This is a genomic window from Shewanella mesophila (assembly GCF_019457515.1).
In the GTDB taxonomy this organism is placed as follows: Bacteria; Pseudomonadota; Gammaproteobacteria; order Enterobacterales; family Shewanellaceae; genus Shewanella; species Shewanella mesophila.
The window spans coordinates 3,085,808-3,104,101 of the sequence record NZ_CP080421.1; the positions used below are offsets into that span (position 1 = coordinate 3,085,808).

Genomic DNA, 18,294 nt, shown 5'->3' on the forward strand with positions numbered 1-18,294 from the left:
TATTTGTCGCGATAAGCCTGTGGAATGCAGGCAAAAGACATGTTCAAGGAATGAACGATGAAAAATCAAAATGGATTTATCAGTGGATTTTCCTGTGGTTTTACCTTAGTTGAGCTAATGGTGACGCTCATTGTGCTAACCATTTTAGTCGGTATAGCAGCGCCCAACCTAACGGAACTCTATGATGCGATGCGATCCAATGCCAACATCCGCACCATACAACAGACGATTCAATATGGCAGAAACGCCGCGATCAGTTACGGTGTAAGAGTCACTACGTGTCCAATAAAAGATTATCAGTGTGACGACAATTGGCAAAATGGACTCACCGTATTTACCGATTCAGGAGAGAAAAATATCATTGATAGTAATGATAAAATACTCATTCAAACCGCACCATTTAATAATAGAGATACAGTTATCTACAATCGTACCTCGGTACGATTTCAACCCGACGGATTAGCATACGGCACCAATGGTACATTACGATATTGTCCAAGCTCGAAAACCAGCCCCTATTCTAAGGCCGTTATCATTAACCAAGCTGGCAGAGTCCGATTTTCAAAAGATACAAATATTAGCTGCGACAGTTAACAGATTGCCTCATCCATTTAATATCTCACAATAAAAGAGCAATATAAGGTTCTGCCAAATTCATATTTAATGCCAAATTATTGGCATTAAAAAGAATGAGTTATATATACTGAAATCCGCTTACATCTCGCTTATACTTACTAAAGGCTTCGCGAGGATTAATAAAAATGCGCAATAGTTCACAAGGATTTACCCTAGTCGAGTTGATGGTCACCATTGCCGTTGCAGCAATACTGTTAACCATTGGAGTTCCCTCGCTGGTGTCTATGTATGAAGGATTCAGAGCGAACAGTAACGTTGAAAAAATCCATAACATCTTAGCATTCTCTCGAAACCAAGCTATCAGCTATGGTGCAACGGTTAATGTCTGCCCGTTTGCTAGTGCAACCTCTTGTGGTACAGGTACGAATTGGAAAAATGGCATTAGAGTCTTTATCACCGATGCTGGCGGCGCAGACAGAGAGCTTAGAGCGATAGATAACTTTAATAGTAATGACAAAGTGAAGGGTCCATCAGGCACCATCACCTTCTCCCCAGAAGGGTTGTCATCTGGTGGAACTATTATCTACTGTCCAGGCGGAAAAACGGCTGAGTCTCAAAGCGTCGATATTAGCACTAGCGGAAAAGTCTCCTATGGTGCCGACGGTAGCTCTTGCTAAACCTTACAGCATCCAAATTTAACCTCCAGAGCTCCAATATTACAAAAGCCCTGCATTGCAGGGCTTTCAGTTAGCTGTCATAACACCTAAAGCTATATAAAACAGCTCAAATCGTTATCTTAATGTCTGCTTATCTTTAGCTCTAGCTTCTTTACTACTAAACTCTTGGCTCAGAGGAACGCATTCCTCTACTTCCTTAATGAAGTACTTCTTGCCCTTTTTATCCGTTAACTGCTTTCCGGGTAAACTAGCGGCCCTTAAACGAGCATCTTTTTCATCCCAGCGATAAAACACCACTTGCTCACCCTTTTTAGAGCTATTGATATAGCATTTATAATCCTGCTTTGCGGCCAATACTGGCATAGCAAAGCTATATAAGCTGGCACAAACTAAAATACTGATAAATTTCATCATTTCCAACACTCCGTAGAGGGGCCTTTAACCCCTGCAGATGTCATGGTGATTGTCGTACATGTCGAATCACGGGCAGCTTGACGGCCTTGCGCCGTAGCTGTAATGGTAAAATTGCTGGTACCGGCAGAGGCCACGCTATAGTGACCATGCTCTGTCACGAAGGGATTAGCAAGACCAAGTTTCGACATGTCAGTCGCATAAGTACGATTATCCAAATAGTATTGCTCTTGCAGGTTTGCCACTCTCATCACAGCTGCAACCCCCTCAGAGCGACCACTCTTTGTGATGTAGTCGATGTAAGAGGGATAGGCAATCGAAGCCAAAATCCCAACGATTGCTACAGTTATCATCAATTCAATCAGGGTAAAACCGTTCACTTTTTGCATTACTAATTATTCTCATCTTGATGATAGTAAAGTTTATTGGTGTTTAAACAGGAATCAAGGTTAATTGTTCCTTTGCAATTAAATCCATTCTCATCACAAATACCTTTACCAATGAGCAACATAATCTTGCTTTCACAATCAGGCTCCGGCTCCGGAGGATTTGGACACTCCTCTCCTTCACAAGATGGCGGTGGACATCCCTCCCCCTCGCAAGGAATTGGCTTATCTACTGGCGGAGTGATGATCTTTGGAGGTTGCGGAATACAATTATCACATACGTCAATAACATACTCTTCAGAATAACGGGCACCTTTATGTAGATCTAATGTATACAATCTACCAACAGAAGAAACGGTACATACATCTTGATCAGCCGCTGGTTGTGTCGGAATAAAGGACGTAAAATAAACCTTTCCTCTAATGATGATTGAAGGCGATAAACTTTTTTCCCCAGCAACAGGAAAGTCATAATACCAACCTCTCTTTGTACCAAATTCGATATTTTCAGCCTCTGTAGTCGGTGACGCTGATGTCACATTATAGAGATTCGAAAAAGTAATCGCTTCAGGTACGGCTGAACCACCAGAACCAAACTGTTGAGTTATAACATTTCTATCTTGTAAGACATAAAACATATCATTAGTTGTTCGATCTAATGGTTCTGCCCTATTACCTGTTCCTAAAGTCACAGCATCATAGGGAACATTTTGATAGGCGACAGTTGTTGTCGTACCTGACCCATCCGTAACAGTAACTTTAGTCGTGTTGGTAAAGTAGGTTTGGGCAACAATTGGCTCATAAAAGAAACGACGATCGTTACTTAATACGCCCCCCAAATCAGCGAACTTAAACCCACTCCAAGTAGTCTTATCATCAGATGGCATGTCCATACGCCAAACTTTACCGCCCAAATCTGATGCATACAATCTATCTGTATAGCCGTCACTATCACTATCCAACGTCGCGATAGAGCCAACGACTGAATCTTCGATACCACTTAATATGGTGTTACCACTCGCTCCAAATTTATGCACTAATGAGCCTGTTTCTGCATCAACAATAAAAACAGCACGTCCGTCGGAGTTTTCTCCCGTACCAGAGTCATAGCCATGATTATAACCACCGCCGAAAATTACTACTGGTTTGTCAGAACCAGGGATTCTAGTCACAACTGGGGTTGACCAAGTTTGTCCTAAATCGGTGAATCCATCGGTACTATTAGACACTTTCCACAATAATTTGGGTTTGGCAGAAGGATCTGTAACATCAAACGCAAAGTATGTTTCACCACCTCTGCGCATACCAATAAATAACCACGCTTTAGTTATTGCACCACTAGAGTTTCTCTCTAAATACGCGACAGGTGAGCCATCCATTCCATACACACTATGACCTAGAGCATAATTATTCCCTCTAAGAGTCGTGACATTGGGAAGCAATTGATAGGGCATAAATGCCCAGCTCTCAGAAACTGATGAACCTGTATCTTTAAAAGCATGAAGCATCCCATGATTTGTTCCGAAGAATATAACCACATTGGAACCATCGCCGCCATAATCTATCGCAAGCGGTTGTGAATGCAGCGGATCGCCTACTATGTCGCCTCGTACTCCAGAAAAGTCCTCAGATGTGAACTCTCCGTCATCGGCTTTATCAACATTATTCCCCTTAATCCATTCAAACGCTTTAGTTAAGTCAGCAGTCGAATCTGGCAATGACATGTATGTCGCTAAGGAGCTCGTTCCTCCAGCATATGATGCCGCATTAGCCACAGAGAAGGCAGTAACGGAGCCACCGGAGCCGATATCACTGTATAAGTTACGTTCGTCGGGAGAAATAGTTCTAGCGGCCCCCCCAAGAATAACATCATTACCATCAGGTGTTCCTGCACAATCACTCCAAAAACTACAAGCCGCTTCTGAGATCCCCCCAGAGCTATCAATCGCTAACTTACCTTTTGCATCAACGAGAGCTCCGCTAGAATTCACTTTTAACTTTTTGAGATTACCAGCCCATTTTGGACTTTGAGAAGGGCGAAAGAGTGCGTAATATGCAGAATCCAATGTTCTTGTAGGGTCTGCGTTACTAAAAGCCACACCTGGAGCGGAAAAACGCTGACCTGTCTTGGTGATTTCATCAACTATATTGCTAATTTTTTCTTGTAACTGTGCGGTATCATTAGCAGCAAAGTACTTACCACCACCGCGTCTAGCAGTTTCAATCAATAATGGCTCAGCTTCAGAGCCCTCTGCTAAACTAAAACCAATTGAATGAGTAATAACTCGTTGAAAATTATCTACATTAGGCAGGATATCATTGTTATACATATATCCTGCTAATGCAGGTAAATAGCTAGACCTATTCCTAACGGTGTCATATTCATATGGCGCATCATTTAACGCTTTTATAAAATTATTCGCACTTGTATCAACCGTTGGCGCACCATCGGTGATATAAATCACGTACGCAATTTTAGCGCACTCAGTCAATGGAGATTTATAACTACCATTCGCTTCAATGTTTGAATCATAGGGCGGTCTGTTAGCTCGATACCAATTCGAATAGTTACTATCAGAATGACCAAAAGTAATACTTCCACCGCTAAAGTATCGATAAGCTTCAAATAACGTTTCACACAAAGGCGTATTTGTTTCAGCAGGAATATTCTCTACTGTATTAATTAATGTATCTTTTTCTGTACTGGTCCTTTGCTTAATGCCCGCAACAATGCGGCCACCATCCCTGTATCCTTCATAAGGATAGTTTAAATTAAAAAGTGCTAAACCAAAATCGACAGATGGGATAGAGCTAATCACACCTGTAATTGCATTCTGCGCCATTTCTAGCCGAGTTGGTGGAGTTTCGTCGGGTGGCAGCAAACCACCTTTATACAGTGTGTACCAACGTAGGTAATTATCGGTATAGAGAGTCACTAACTCCCCTGAACCAAAACTAATAGCTTTAGCGTTCTCTTGCGCAGCGGAGTCTGTAGTACCATAGGGGATATAAGTATTGCCAGATTTAACACTATCCTGGGGATAACCAGATTCATACCCAGTTAAACTCTTATTATTATCAGTTATGCCCGCTTCAATATCTTCACCACAATCAACAGGGTTGTTTTTTTCAGCACCACTATTTTCTTTAATCTGTTGCCAAGTACCTTTACCGTTACCAGTAAACTTAAACTCTCTAATATACCCTGTAAAACGACCATACTTATCCAACGCTGTTTTTGCCGTCGAACACCCGTTAATCAATTCATTGAACCGACGAGACTCAGAAGGACTGTCTGGTACAGGCAATGAGGACTCGTCCATCCCCGTGCCTACAGTAAAATAGATCATTCTACCTTGATACGAATTGGAACTCCCAACAGCAGGGTAAGTTACGGTAGGGTCATAACCCTTTTGAGCCCCCTCAACCTCTGCATCCATACTGCCAGAGTTATCAAATATGATTAAAACTTTACTACGGTTTTGAGTCAACTCTGGATTTAAATACAAATCGGTATCGTCAGCCAGTGATTGCGCCGGCAGTGTTAATGCAGCAACAAGGCTTGCACATAATATTTGATTAAACTTCATGTTCAACTCCCAGCGAGCACTTCCTGCTCAATACCTGTAACCACTGTAACTTGACCTAGATTATCCCGACCAAAACTTACCGTACTAGAGATCTCAATACGTCGACATTCCAAGTTCGAGCTGGTCCACTTAGTACGTTGACAGCTCACATTTTTAGGCTCCACCTTAAGACCACCAGCCCCATCATCAACCAAAGGAAGCGGAGTTAACACTTGTGTCCCATCGGAATAGTTATTGGCATTATCAACATTGGACATAGTTGCTAAAAATGCTGGAGTCTTATTTAATAAAACGGCAGCGATGCCACCATCAGCTAATGCCTTTGCTTCAATACGTTCAGCGCCGGCCCCAGCCATTCTTAATGATTGAGTAGAGTTTACGGCTAAAGCAACACCTATAACTGTCATAGTGATGAGAACAATTAACGAAAAAAACAGCACCACACCTTCTTGCTTTTTGATTTGTACCATTATCTAGCTCCCTATAAGCATTGGGTTTTCTAAAATTACGGTTGTTGCCATAACCTTACGCCTATAGTGGTCTTTAGGCGCGGCTATTGTTTTATCTCCTAACTGATATTCAACATCATTGGTGTAAGTAAAGTCTTCTTGCTGCGACCTAACCAACACATATATTTTTACAGCAACCAAACGGGGTAGCGCAGGTAATGTTGCATCTGTAGTGGGACTCATTAATGCAGACTCCCACATTAAATTTGAAACGTTAGAAACAGGTCTATATATATCAACTACACCATCACCATCATCATCAAACCCATATAACACTCGAATATTTTCTATTCCTTCGACTAGTTGTTCTTCGTTATTCATGCCATTAGTGACCGTCAGCGTACGTCGTCTCAGAACTGGTACCTCACCGTCATTTTTAATAAAATAAATATGATGCAGATACTCCCAAATTCGACTATTTCCAAGAATAGGCAAAGCTTGCCCACCAGTGAAAAAAATTGCGTCATCTGATGCGGTTACGACATAGTGACGCGAAGCATTAAGCGGTAAAGGAGCCCATGGCCCCAGGAGTCTTTTAAGCTGAATGACATCGGTATTTGCTCGCACCCCAGTCAAACAATTTATTCCTACTGCACTAACACCAGCTTCATAACCCCAAACGCGCCTAAATTGGAGCCCAGTTGTATTTGGAAGTGTCGCATTATTAGCTCCTCCGCCGAAACAATCATTGGGTACTGCTGCCGACATAACATTAGGGTTGGTAGTATCTATGTCATTCCCGGTATAATCACCAAAAAAACCCAGTTGGCTTATATCACGCTCCATAATAGCCAGAGCTATCCGGCCGTTTTCTTGTAATTGATTAAACTGACTGGTTGTCGTCACATTAGATGACGACATACTGAACATAGTAAACACGCCAGCAGTTAAAAACAGGCCGATGACCATAGCGACCATTAACTCAACCAGCGACATACCTGATTGAAATGTTTTCAAATTATTAGCCATATATTTCATCTAAATGATCACTGTTCGAATGGAAAATATGCGGCGATTCTCTTTACTCGCAGCGCAAGATGTCGAGGTATCAACGATGGGAGAACTGGTGTCAATTGTCGTCTTTCGAATTCCTCGCCATGCGAGGACTACGGTTACAGTATTGGCACTAACCTCAATACAGGCAGTTGGTGTATCTAAACCACCCACATTTTGCGTACCTACAGTCTCGTCAGCTCCCGTGAATGACGATTGCCACTCATAAATGTCCCTCAATCGCATCTGAGATGGTGTACAAACCGCCACATTACATGCCGTTGCAGAGGAAGGGATTCCGCTGTAAGTGCCAGCGTAGCTTGCTAGCTGAGTTGAATTCAGCTTCATCCGATTAATAATATCATTGGCATAATAGGAGGCTTGAGTTTGCTGAAAAGACTCGAAACTACCTCGCTTGGCAACGATGTGAAGGTTAAATATCCCTATTAATCCGATTACCATGATCACCAGCGATACCATCACCTCAATCAGGGTAAATCCTTGCCCACGCTTTACCATGGTGTCAAATCTCCAGTAAAAGTCATACTTTTGACAGTCATTTCAGTCATTTAGTCTTTTAAAATCTGAAAGTTAGCATAACACTAAACTATACTAGTTAATCATAGTTTAGTCGAATGTTACTCGCTAGTAACATTAGAGTCTAAAAATATAATGTCATATATCTTGACTATATTTCAGACATTAAAAAAGGAGGCTAAGCCTCCTTTTTTAATTTTATTCAGTATGTTGACTAGCGAAGCTCTACTGGCACGGCAAAAACAGTATCCTCTTTGCGGCCTTCGACTTCGGTGATAACACTGGGTGCGAGCTTAGCAATGGCATCGATAACCTGCTTTACCAGTACCTCAGGTGCCGATGCTCCAGCCGTAACAGCCACTTTTTCGATACCGTTAAACCATCCAGGTACAATATCATCAGCATTATCGACCAAATAAGATTGTGTCCCCTTCTTTATTGCCAGCTCTTTAAGCCTGTTCGAATTCGAACTATTTTTTGAACCTACAACAATAAACAGATCCACATCATCGGCAACATTACGTACCGCGTCCTGACGGTTTTGAGTCGCGTAGCAGATATCATCTTTACGCGGGCCCTGTATCGAGGGGAAACGCTTTTGCAGCGCAGCGATAACGCCAGCAGTATCATCCATAGATAACGTAGTCTGGGTCACGAAACAGAGGTTATCAGGATCTTTAACCACTAACGCTTCAACATCAGCTGGAGACTCGACTAACAAGACTCCACCCTCAGGATTATCGTATTGCCCCATGGTCCCCTCAACTTCAGGGTGCCCAGCATGACCAATAAGAATACATTCGATGCCTTTGCGGCTAGCCCGAGTCACCTGAAGGTGAACTTTAGTCACCAATGGGCAAGTTGCATCGAAAACTCTTAATCCACGTTGCTTAGCTTCGGCTCGGACCGCTTGTGACACACCGTGAGCACTGAAGATAACAATGCTATCATCAGGTACTTGATTTAGCTCATCAACAAATACAGCGCCCCTATCTTTTAAATTCTGCACCACATAGCGGTTGTGAACGACTTCATGACGCACATAGATAGGTGGAGAAAATAGCTCAAGCGCTCGCTCGACTATGCTAATTGCACGATCTACCCCAGCACAAAAACCACGGGGATTAGCCAACTTAATTTGCAAGCTTTGAGGAGGATTAATCATTGTCATAATTAAAGTACCTGAACCACTTCTAATTCAAAGGTAACAGCACGGCCAGCCAAAGGATGATTAAGATCGACAGTAACCGAATCTCCGATAACATCACGCACAATACCGGGGATTTCACTGCCACCTGGCCCATCGAAACTGACGATAACGCCAGCTTCTAAACTCATATCAGCAGGAAACTTACTTCTATCCATATGGTGAATCGCATCAGGATTTGATTCACCAAAGGCATCGACCGCTTGCAGGGTGAAGCTATGCTTGTCGCCTTGATTAAGATTAATGAGCTCCGCCTCAAACGCTGGGCTTAAGGTTTCATCGCCAATATTTAATTTAGCCGGCTTACCAGACGCTTTAGTGCTATCGGCTGTAGAACCGTCTTCAAGCACAATATTCATATGGCATAACAATGATCGAGATACAGACACTTAATTACCCCTTTGCGGCATCTTCGCCATTTGGTTTACTTTCAGTGATAAATGAGTCAATGATAATAAGGCCTGCACCTATGCAAATTGCCGAATCGGCTATATTAAACGCCGGGAAATGGCTCATATTCCAATAGAAATCGAGAAAATCGACAACAAAACCATGCTGTAATCTATCGATTAGATTTCCAAGCGCACCTCCGATCACCAGAGTATAGGCTAAATTTAATCGCCACATTCCGCTCGATTGCTTTCTAAGCCAAACCGTTAACAGCGTGCTAAAACCAACCGCCACCATGGTAAATAGCCAGCGTTGCCAGCCACCGGCGTCACTTAGAAAACTAAATGCCGCACCATAGTTACGCACATAGGTAAAGTTAAAAACTGGCAATAATTTAATTGACTCATAAAGGTCAAAATTGGCTAAAATCCATTGCTTAGATAGCTGGTCGGCGATAAACACCAACACAACTACCCAATACCAACGCAAGCCACTCTCTTTCCAGCTAGATGGCATCAACTGTTCCCTTATGCGAATTGACGAACTTCGCCGTCACCTTCGATGTTAGTCACACAACGCGTACATAACGTTGGGTGCTCAACGACCTGACCAACATCTTCACGGTGATGCCAGCAGCGATCACACTTCTCAGCAGTCGACTTTTTCAACCCAAGTTTAAGCGTCGCAAGCTCAGTACTGATAGCATCAGCTGGAGCATCAGCCAAATCAACTAGCGTTGTCTTAGAGGTTAATAAGACGAAACGCAGCTCATCTGCCAGTATGGCCAAAGACGACTTAAGCTCTTCGTCAGCATACAGAGTGATTTCAGCTTCTAACGAGCCGCCAACTTGTTTCTCTCGGCGGGCATTTTCAATCACTTTATTGACTTCTGCACGCACGCTGAGTAGTTGTTCCCAATACTCGTCACTTAAATCTGACTCAAGGGTCACAGACGCTAAACCGTCATACCAAGTTTCAGTAAACACAAATTGGCTACGTTCACCTGGTAGTAAGTTCCAGATCTCATCGGCGGTGAAGCTCAAAATTGGTGCAATCCAGCGAACCATAGCTTCAGAAATTAGATACAAGGCTGATTGACAGCTACGACGCGCGTTGCTGTCATCTTTAGCCGTATACTGTCTGTCTTTAATGATATCTAAGTAGAAACTACCTAGTTCAACTGAACAGAACTGCATTAATTTCTGAGTAACTACATGGAAGTTATATTGCTCATAAGCTTCAAGCAGTTCTTGTTGCAATGCTGCGGCGCGGCGAACCACCCAACGATCTAGCGCAACCATATCTTCAATTGCAACCATATCGGTTTCAGGGTTAAAACCATTGAGGTTAGCCAATAAGAATCGTGCTGTATTACGAATACGACGATAAGCATCGGCACTGCGCTTTAAGATTTCATCAGAAACCGTCATCTCGCCACTATAATCGGTAGCTGCAACCCAAAGACGTAGAATGTCGGCACCCAACTTATTGGTGACATGTTGCGGTGCAATCACGTTACCTACCGATTTAGACATCTTGCGGCCTTGGCCATCAACGGTAAAACCGTGAGTAAGCACTTGCTTATAAGGTGCTTTACCGTTCATTGCCGTTGAGATCATCAAAGATGACATAAACCAACCACGATGTTGATCGCTACCTTCGAGATACAGGTCGATTGGGTGTCCGTTAAATTCTGGACGAGACGCGACAACAGATGAGAAAGTCGACCCTGAGTCGTACCATACGTCTAACGTATCGGTGACTTTACGATACAGCTCGGCTTCATCACCAAGTAGTTCCGATGCATCTAGATCCCACCATGCTTGGATCCCTTCTTGCTCTATACGGTTAGCAACACGCTCCATGAGCGCAACACTGTCAGGGTGCAGCTCTTCGGTTTCACGGTGCACAAATAGAGTGATAGGCACGCCCCATGTACGCTGACGCGAAATACACCAGTCTGGACGATTCTCTACCATTTTCTCTATTCGGCTTTGGCCCCAATCAGGGATCCATTGCGTCTTTTCGATCTCGCTTAACGCTTGGGTTCTAAGACCTTTTTGATCCATAGAAATAAACCACTGCGGCGTTGCGCGGAAGATAATTGGGGTTTTATGGCGCCAGCAATGTGGGTAACTATGATTAATCACCACATAATTTAACAGAGTGCCTTTCTCTTCGAGTAGTTCGATAACACTCTTATTTGCTTTGAAGACATGCTGACCTGCAAAAATCTCAGTATCCGCTTTATAAACGCCATTGTCACCAACAGGGTTAGCCACTTCTAAGCCATATTTTTGACCGACAACGAAGTCGTCTTGACCATGACCAGGAGCGGTATGAACCACACCAGTACCAGAATCGACAGTAACGTGGTCGCCTAAGATAACCGGGACATCGAACGCATAAAATGGATGATTAAAACGTAATAATTCTAATGCAGAGCCTTGAGCTTTACCCAAAACGGTATGTGACTCTGCACCATAACGCTCAAGGCAAGACTCAACTAATTCATCGGCAAGCACTAGTGCTTGCGCTTGACCATTTTTGATCATCTCTACCAAGGTATATTCGATGTTGCCGGCAACAGACAGCGCTCGGTTAGCAGGCAATGTCCATGGCGTCGTGGTCCAGATAACCATTGAGATTTGATGGACGTAATCACTCACACCAAACTTAGCGAGTAGAGCTGGCTTATCGACAACACTGAAAGCGACATCAATTGCGGGTGAATTTTTATCTTCGTACTCAACTTCAGCTTCAGCAAGGGCCGAACCACAATCGGTACACCAATGCACAGGCTTAACACCTTTATGCAAATGGCCACTCTCAATCACTTTAGATAGTGAGCGAACGATGTTGGCTTCAGTGCTGAAATCCATTGTTAAATATGGATTTTGCCAGTCGCCAAAAACACCTAGACGAATAAAGTCTTCACGTTGACCATCAACTTGCTTCGCGGCATATTCGCGGCACTGTTGACGAAATTCAGCCGCGCTAACCTTTTGACCTGGCTTACCGACCTTCTGCTCAACTTTTAACTCAATAGGCAAACCATGACAGTCCCAACCAGGAATGTAAGGCGCGTCAAAACCAGACAGGGTTTTAGACTTAATAATGATATCTTTAAGAATTTTATTTACTGAGTGTCCAATATGGATATCGCCGTTCGCATATGGAGGGCCATCATGCAAAATAAAAGGCTTTGCGCCAATACGACTTTCACGAATCTTCTGGTATAGACCATTTTCAGTCCAAGACTTCAACATCTCTGGCTCACGATTAGCCAAGTTACCACGCATCGGAAATTCTGTTTCCGGCAAATTCAAAGTAGATTTATAGTCGCTCATTGATCCCATACCGTTAATTTAGCTAAAAGAGCTCAGCCTGCATCAAAGCCAAGCAGAGCCAGTGCTCTGTCAGCATCATTTTTAATTTGTTGCTTCAGCGCATCTAAAGATTTAAATGGCTGTTCATCTCTAATTTTTGCCACCAGCTCAACTTCGACAGTTTTACCGTAAAGGTCGCCATCAAAATCAAACAAGTGCACTTCTAATTGACAATTTTGACCATTGACCGTAGGCCTAAAACCAACATTAGCCACACCGTCATAAATATCACTACCATCCCAATAAAGTCTCACCGCAAAGACCCCTCTAACAGGAGATACTTTGCGCTTTAGCGCAATATTGGCCGTTGGAAATCCGATTGTCCGCCCAATTTTTTCGCCATGAGCCACCTTACCGCATAAGGTAAAAGGATGTCCCAAGAGTCGACGAGCTTGCTCTAAATTACCTTTAGCAAGTTGCGAACGAATCTCAGTCGAACTCACTCTTTTGTCGGCCAAAAGAAAGCTCTGAGTGCTCACAACCGCAAAACCAAACTTCTCACCCGCCTCTTTAAGCACCTTAAAATTGCCACTACGCTGTTTACCAAAACAGAAATCGTCGCCGACAACCAGATACTTAACCCCTAATTGCTTGACCAGTAACTGCTCAATAAAGTCTTCAGCAGGCATACTCGCAAACTTGCGATTGAAATTAACGCAGAGTAAACGCTCTATGCCTAACTCTCCTAGCAATACAATCTTGTCACGTAATAGGCTAAGTCGCGCAGGTGCGTTATCCCCCATAAACAGCTCTTGAGGCTGAGGCTCAAAAGTCATCAGAGTGGCTGGTACGCCATGTTGCTGGGCTTTTTTTACAAGCGCAGCAATCACCTCAGCATGACCTCGATGTACTCCATCGAAGTTACCAATAGTTAACACACAGCCTCTGTGCCTAGGTAAAATATTATGTATACCGCGGATCAGTTCCATTACATTCAATAACTAGCAAGCATAAGTTCGCGGATTATATACCAGCTAAGCACGATAATCAGCACTCAAAAGCCAGCTTTCATCCTCCAAGGACGAATTCCTAACAATAACATACTCAATAAATAGACTGCAGCACCGCCGCAAATCAACTCAAGTAACTGAATTATCCGCTGCGAGAACGAAAAAACGAGCCACTCATCTATCGCTGGAAGAAATTGATATAGGGCAACTACCATTAATATCGACGCCAATGCTGATTTAACGAAAAACAGTAAGGTCTGTTTACGAATCTGATATACCCCCGCCTTATGCAATCCTCGATAGAGTAATGAAGCGTTAAGCAGCGCCGACATAGAGGTCGCAATAGCCAAACCAATATACCCAAAAGGGAAAACTAAAATAAGGTTAAATACCATATTACTCACCATTGCGATGATGCCATATCGCACAGGTGTCTTAGTGTCTTGCCGTGAATAGTACCCTGGAGCCAAAACCTTAATTAACATAAAGCTTAATAATCCACTGCCATAGGCCATTAAACTGTAGGAAGCCATGTCAACGTCATCAAGAGTAAAAGCCCCTCTCATAAACAGCACCATTAACATGGGCTTTGCCAATACAATAAGGCCACACATCGCAGGCAACCCCATTAACAAAATAGCCTTAACCCCCCAATCCATGGTTTTAGAAAAACCTGGGCTTTCGGCATTAACATGATTTCTCGATAACGCAGGCAAAATGACGGTGGCGATGGCGATGCCAAACAGTCCTAAGGGGAATTCTAATAATCGATCCGAATAATAGAGCCAACTTATCGAGCCTGTAACTAAAAAACTTGCAATAAAGGTATCTAACAACAAGTTAATCTGTGATACCGACACACCAAACAAAGCGGGGATCATTAAGGTTCTGATCTTAACTACCCCGGGATGGTGCCATCCCCATGATGGCTTAACCAGCGCTTTCTCTCGAAACAAAAAGGGCAGTTGAAATAGAAATTGGATAACACCACCAGCAAAGACTCCCCATGCAAGACCGATTTCAGGCTGATCCAATGTGGGCGCGAGGTAGATTGCTGCAGCAATAATGGCAACATTTAAGAAAACAGGTGTAAAACCAGATACCGCAAAACGTCCTCTGGTATTAAGAATTGATCCAGCCAAAGCAGTAAAGGTAATAAACCACAGATAAGGAAACGTGATTTTTAACATCAAAGACGCCAACTCAAACTTCTCGCCATTAGGTTCGTCATTTAACCATGCTAAGAACCAACCTCCGCCAAACAACGCTGTCAACACAGGAGATCCTATAACGCCGATCAGCGTCACAATGGTTACCAAGCCGCCCAATGTACCCGCGACTTTAGAGAGCAATTCACGCACCTCCTCATCGCTGTTCTTCTCTTGATATTCAGTGAGAACGGGAACAAATGCTTGAGCAAATGCGCCTTCGGCAAAGAGTCGCCTTAAAAAATTGGGGATTTTGTTTGCGAAGAAAAAGACATCGGCACTACTGCCTGCCCCCATCAAATTAGCAATAACCACATCACGAACAAGGCCTAATACACGTGAAATCAATGTCATAGCACTGACAATCATTCCTGACTTAAAAAGTTTTCTGCTCAAAATAACTCCTGAACCGAGCACAGACAGTGACAAAATCATCTAAAAAAGTCGACTTAACGCTGTCACCATGCAGCTTTTGCTGCTAGAATTGCGCACCATATTACACGAGTTAGGTTGAAGAACGCCAAGACTGCTCTGATTAATTTATCTTTAAGATAAAGATCCGATCATTGTCATTGACAAAGTGACAAAAAAAAGGCATATTCCTCGACCTTTAAAAATATCTAACCCTTTTAGGAGTTGCACCTTGGCTAATAGCAAGTCTGCAAAGAAGCGCGCGCTTCAATCTGAAAAACGTCGTCAGCATAACGCTAGCCGTCGTTCAATGTTACGTTCATACGTTAAAAAAGTTATCGCTGCTATCCACGCTGGCGATCACAAAGCGGCGACTGAAGCATTTAATGTTGCACAACCAATTGTTGACCGTATGGCGACTAAAGGCCTTATTCACAAGAATAAAGCTGCTCGTCAAAAGTCTCGCTTGAATACCAGAATCAAAGCACTAACTGCTTAATTCTGTTAGCGACATAAAAAAACCGGCTCAAGCCGGTTTTTTTATAACTAAAATTTGTACTGGCGATTAGGATCACTGTACTCAATCATTCAGTCGTCAACAGGGAAACATGCCAGCCTTTCAATAAAAACAATGCTTGCTACCGTAAAACATGCTTCAAACGACCCAATGCTCTATTCTCGCTCATATACGATCCACCCCGCTTTTTCACCACAACAATCACCACAGTTAGCTTTTCCCTATCGAGCCGCTACCACGGACGTCAACGCGAAGACCAATTATCAGCTTTAGGCTCACTTATTATACCAATCAGTATAAGAATGTGATCTACTCAACGTGTTTTTTGGCAACTAATTCAAGGCGAATAGATGATAGAATCGTTGTTCCCCTGTGAGTCTATTCAACGCAGGAGTAGACAGTCAAAAACACGACTAAAGGGATTTAGGAGGTAGGGTAATTAATGGAGCGGTTACCGAGGATGCTAGAGCCAAGGAGCAATATAAGGGCCTCGCCTCAGAAGCGCTACACTCTCGCTGAGCAATCAGATCTTTATACTGATTGGTATTACACCTAGATTCTTGTATTACCACTAAATGAACAAATAAAATAGTTAGTACAATTGCGATTAAGAATAAAAAAAACTGGCAAAGCTTACGCGATACCAGTTTTAAAATTGAACAATAGGCTTAAAGGCTAATGACAATAAATAGTATTTAAAAGCTTAATAATCTCAGATACTTCTTTACTCTTTAAAGAATAAAATACTGTTTGAGCCTCTTTTCGCGTTTCAACTAAATTATCTTTACGCAGCCAAGCTAAGTGTTGCGACAGCGCAGATTGACTTAAGCCTAACTTCTTATTCATCTCACCGACACACATCTCACCTTCGCTTAGAAGATAACATAAGATAAATAAACGACGTTCATTCGCTAGCGCCTTTAGCAATACAACAGCATTGTCCGCTCGTTGCTGCATCAATTCTATATTCATTACGAGCATTTTCTCCTAAATCAAACCCCGCGACTAATATAGCGTTGACTTAAAGATATAGTCGGGACATAAAGCACACTTTTTGTTAGATTGTTTTCAAAAATGGGATGTACGTAATAAAAATAGAGGAAACTCATGAAAAGCTCAGCTGTTATCCTGCTCAGTAGCCTGTTTATTGCAGGACTTATTGGTTGCCAACAAGCACCAACAACAAACATAAATCAAAGTGTTAGTCTGCAACTGCAACAACAAGCATTAAATTCGACATTAAGTTACGATATTGTCGAGTCACTTACCGTCGAAGTCGGTCCTAGACTTGCCGGCAGCGCTCAAGATTTAGTCGCGGTAAAATGGGCCGAAGACAAACTTAACTCCTTGGGTTTTGACAAAGTATATAAAGAACCGGTAAAGGTTCCCGTATGGCACAGAGGAGCGGCCAAAGCTGCAATTACAAGCCCTTATCCCCAACCTATCGTTATTACCGCTTTAGGCGGCAGTGTGGCCACGCCAAAAGAAGGATTAACTGCGCCTTTAGTGAGGTTTTCTTCACTTGAAGAGTTAGAAGCGGCATCAGTCGATCAGGTCAAAGGCAAAATCGTTTTCATCGATCACATAACGCCTCGTTTTAAAACGGGCAAAGGCTATGGACTAACCGTAGGTGGACGCTCTAAAGGTGCTGTTGCTGCCGCAAAAAAAGACGCTATCGCTATCGTTATTCGTTCTATTGGAACCGATCACGACCGTATGGCACATACTGGTATGATGCGTTATCAAGATGGTGTCGCTAAGATCCCAGCGGCGGCCATGTCAAATCCAGATGCTGATTTGATAACCTTAATGCTAAAGCGTGATCCTAATGTTGTAATGAAATTACAACTTGAAGCCGACAACATAGGTTATGCCACCTCTTATAATGTGATCGGTGAAGTCATTGGCAGCAGCAAACCTGATGAAATTGTGCTTATTGGTGCGCATTTAGATTCCTGGGACGAAGGCACTGGTGCAATTGATGATGGTGCAGGAGTGGCGATTGTGACAACGGCTGGCCATCTAATCTCTCAATTACCAACAAAACCTGCACGTACTGTTAGAGTCGTGCTCTACGCTGCAGAAGAGATAGGTTTAGTGGGAGGGAAAAGCTATGCTAAGGCACACCAAGACGAGTTAGATAAACATTATATTGCAGCTGAGTCTGACTTCGGTGCAGGCCGGATCTACCAAATTGATTTTAATGTAGCCCAAGAGGCATTTGAAACCTTGCAAAAACACGCTGAGCCGATGCAAGCCAATGGTGTCGCGCTAGGCAATAACACCGCTTCAGGAGGACCAGATGTATCAATGCTGCCCTCATATGGCGTTCCTGTAGCATCTTTAAGGCAAGATGGTACTGACTATTTCGATTATCACCATACGCCTAACGATACTTTAGATAAAATCGATCCCGTTGCATTAGCACAAAATGCAGCTGCGTACGCACAATTTGCTTATCTAATGGCACAGTCAGAGATCGAGTTAAGACCTTTAACTGAACAAAAATAGCCCACAAAAAAGCAAGCAACCTATTGGCTGCT

General features: G+C 43.0%; 17 protein-coding genes. 4 read left to right on the plus strand and 13 right to left on the minus strand.

Annotated elements, in window-relative coordinates; all coding sequences use genetic code 11:
* Window positions 1-57 precede the first annotated feature (57 nt).
* Both K0I73_RS13705 and K0I73_RS13710 read left to right on the plus strand, forming a co-directional pair.
* Window positions 58-594, plus strand: coding sequence for a GspH/FimT family pseudopilin (locus K0I73_RS13705; protein ID WP_220061633.1), 537 nt, complete (start codon window positions 58-60; stop codon window positions 592-594).
* A 167-nt stretch (window positions 595-761) separates the two neighbouring features.
* Window positions 762-1,253 (plus strand): GspH/FimT family pseudopilin, encoded by a 492-nt coding sequence (locus tag K0I73_RS13710; RefSeq protein ID WP_220061634.1) that lies wholly within the window; start codon window positions 762-764, stop codon window positions 1,251-1,253.
* Window positions 1,254-1,367: 114 nt separating this feature from the next.
* Here the strand turns inward: K0I73_RS13710 and K0I73_RS13715 are convergent, their stop codons facing one another.
* The 12 genes from K0I73_RS13715 to murJ all read right to left on the minus strand — a co-directional run bounded on the left by K0I73_RS13715 (window position 1,368) and on the right by murJ (window position 15,219).
* Complete coding sequence (locus K0I73_RS13715) at window positions 1,368-1,667, minus strand: TapY2 family type IVa secretion system protein (protein ID WP_220061635.1); 300 nt, start codon at window positions 1,665-1,667, stop codon at window positions 1,368-1,370.
* Window positions 1,664-2,053 (minus strand): type IV pilin protein, encoded by a 390-nt coding sequence (locus K0I73_RS13720; RefSeq protein WP_220061636.1) that lies wholly within the window; start codon window positions 2,051-2,053, stop codon window positions 1,664-1,666. The genes K0I73_RS13715 and K0I73_RS13720 overlap by 4 nt, the downstream gene beginning before the upstream one ends.
* Window positions 2,054-2,055: 2 nt before the next feature.
* On the minus strand, window positions 2,056-5,640 hold the full coding sequence (locus K0I73_RS13725; RefSeq protein ID WP_220061637.1) for a pilus assembly protein: 3,585 nt from the start codon (window positions 5,638-5,640) through the stop codon (window positions 2,056-2,058).
* Window positions 5,641-5,642: 2 nt separating this feature from the next.
* Window positions 5,643-6,101 carry a pilus assembly PilX family protein gene (locus K0I73_RS13730; RefSeq protein WP_220064389.1) on the minus strand — a complete coding sequence of 153 codons (459 nt, stop codon included), beginning with the start codon at window positions 6,099-6,101 and terminating at the stop codon, window positions 5,643-5,645.
* A 12-nt stretch (window positions 6,102-6,113) separates the two neighbouring features.
* Window positions 6,114-7,127, minus strand: a complete 1,014-nt coding sequence (locus K0I73_RS13735; RefSeq protein WP_434086685.1) for a PilW family protein — start codon at window positions 7,125-7,127, stop codon at window positions 6,114-6,116.
* Window positions 7,128-7,661, minus strand: coding sequence for a type IV pilus modification protein PilV (gene pilV, locus K0I73_RS13740; RefSeq protein ID WP_220061638.1), 534 nt, complete (start codon window positions 7,659-7,661; stop codon window positions 7,128-7,130).
* Window positions 7,662-7,893: 232 nt separating this feature from the next.
* Window positions 7,894-8,823, minus strand: a complete 930-nt coding sequence (gene ispH / locus K0I73_RS13745) for a 4-hydroxy-3-methylbut-2-enyl diphosphate reductase (protein WP_220064391.1) — start codon at window positions 8,821-8,823, stop codon at window positions 7,894-7,896.
* A gap of 29 nt (window positions 8,824-8,852) precedes the next feature.
* Window positions 8,853-9,275 carry an FKBP-type peptidyl-prolyl cis-trans isomerase gene (fkpB, locus tag K0I73_RS13750; protein ID WP_220061639.1) on the minus strand — a complete coding sequence of 141 codons (423 nt, stop codon included), beginning with the start codon at window positions 9,273-9,275 and terminating at the stop codon, window positions 8,853-8,855.
* 4 nt (window positions 9,276-9,279) lie between these two features.
* Window positions 9,280-9,792, minus strand: coding sequence for a signal peptidase II (lspA, locus tag K0I73_RS13755; protein WP_220061640.1), 513 nt, complete (start codon window positions 9,790-9,792; stop codon window positions 9,280-9,282).
* 11 nt (window positions 9,793-9,803) lie between these two features.
* Window positions 9,804-12,626 carry an isoleucine--tRNA ligase gene (gene ileS / locus K0I73_RS13760; RefSeq protein ID WP_220061641.1) on the minus strand — a complete coding sequence of 941 codons (2,823 nt, stop codon included), beginning with the start codon at window positions 12,624-12,626 and terminating at the stop codon, window positions 9,804-9,806.
* Between the two features lie 32 nt (window positions 12,627-12,658).
* Window positions 12,659-13,594, minus strand: a complete 936-nt coding sequence (ribF, locus tag K0I73_RS13765) for a bifunctional riboflavin kinase/FAD synthetase (RefSeq protein WP_220061642.1) — start codon at window positions 13,592-13,594, stop codon at window positions 12,659-12,661.
* A gap of 65 nt (window positions 13,595-13,659) precedes the next feature.
* Window positions 13,660-15,219 (minus strand): murein biosynthesis integral membrane protein MurJ, encoded by a 1,560-nt coding sequence (gene murJ / locus K0I73_RS13770; RefSeq protein WP_220061643.1) that lies wholly within the window; start codon window positions 15,217-15,219, stop codon window positions 13,660-13,662.
* 247 nt (window positions 15,220-15,466) lie between these two features.
* On the opposite strand from murJ, the gene rpsT reads away from it, so the two are divergent.
* Complete coding sequence (rpsT, locus tag K0I73_RS13775) at window positions 15,467-15,733, plus strand: 30S ribosomal protein S20 (protein ID WP_220061644.1); 267 nt, start codon at window positions 15,467-15,469, stop codon at window positions 15,731-15,733.
* Between the two features lie 693 nt (window positions 15,734-16,426).
* Here the strand turns inward: rpsT and K0I73_RS13780 are convergent.
* Window positions 16,427-16,723 (minus strand): ArsR/SmtB family transcription factor, encoded by a 297-nt coding sequence (locus K0I73_RS13780; RefSeq protein WP_011864899.1) that lies wholly within the window; start codon window positions 16,721-16,723, stop codon window positions 16,427-16,429.
* A gap of 135 nt (window positions 16,724-16,858) precedes the next feature.
* Here K0I73_RS13780 and K0I73_RS13785 point away from each other — a divergent pair, with 135 nt between their 5' ends.
* Window positions 16,859-18,262: a M28 family peptidase gene (locus K0I73_RS13785; protein WP_220061645.1), complete on the plus strand. Its 1,404-nt coding sequence runs from the start codon at window positions 16,859-16,861 to the stop codon at window positions 18,260-18,262.
* Window positions 18,263-18,294: the final 32 nt, after the last annotated feature.

Coding starts and splice junctions, on each gene's coding strand:
- K0I73_RS13705 (WP_220061633.1), top strand. CDS start 58: ATGAAAAATCAAAATGGATTTATCAGTGGATTTTCCTGTGGTTTTACC.
- K0I73_RS13710 (WP_220061634.1), top strand. CDS start 762: ATGCGCAATAGTTCACAAGGATTTACCCTAGTCGAGTTGATGGTCACC.
- K0I73_RS13715 (WP_220061635.1), bottom strand. CDS start 1,667: ATGATGAAATTTATCAGTATTTTAGTTTGTGCCAGCTTATATAGCTTT.
- K0I73_RS13720 (WP_220061636.1), bottom strand. CDS start 2,053: ATGCAAAAAGTGAACGGTTTTACCCTGATTGAATTGATGATAACTGTA.
- K0I73_RS13725 (WP_220061637.1), bottom strand. CDS start 5,640: ATGAAGTTTAATCAAATATTATGTGCAAGCCTTGTTGCTGCATTAACA.
- K0I73_RS13735 (WP_434086685.1), bottom strand. CDS start 7,127: ATGAAATATATGGCTAATAATTTGAAAACATTTCAATCAGGTATGTCG.
- pilV (WP_220061638.1), bottom strand. CDS start 7,661: ATGGTAAAGCGTGGGCAAGGATTTACCCTGATTGAGGTGATGGTATCG.
- lspA (WP_220061640.1), bottom strand. CDS start 9,792: ATGCCATCTAGCTGGAAAGAGAGTGGCTTGCGTTGGTATTGGGTAGTT.
- ileS (WP_220061641.1), bottom strand. CDS start 12,626: ATGAGCGACTATAAATCTACTTTGAATTTGCCGGAAACAGAATTTCCG.
- ribF (WP_220061642.1), bottom strand. CDS start 13,594: ATGGAACTGATCCGCGGTATACATAATATTTTACCTAGGCACAGAGGC.
- K0I73_RS13780 (WP_011864899.1), bottom strand. CDS start 16,723: ATGAATATAGAATTGATGCAGCAACGAGCGGACAATGCTGTTGTATTG.
- K0I73_RS13785 (WP_220061645.1), top strand. CDS start 16,859: ATGAAAAGCTCAGCTGTTATCCTGCTCAGTAGCCTGTTTATTGCAGGA.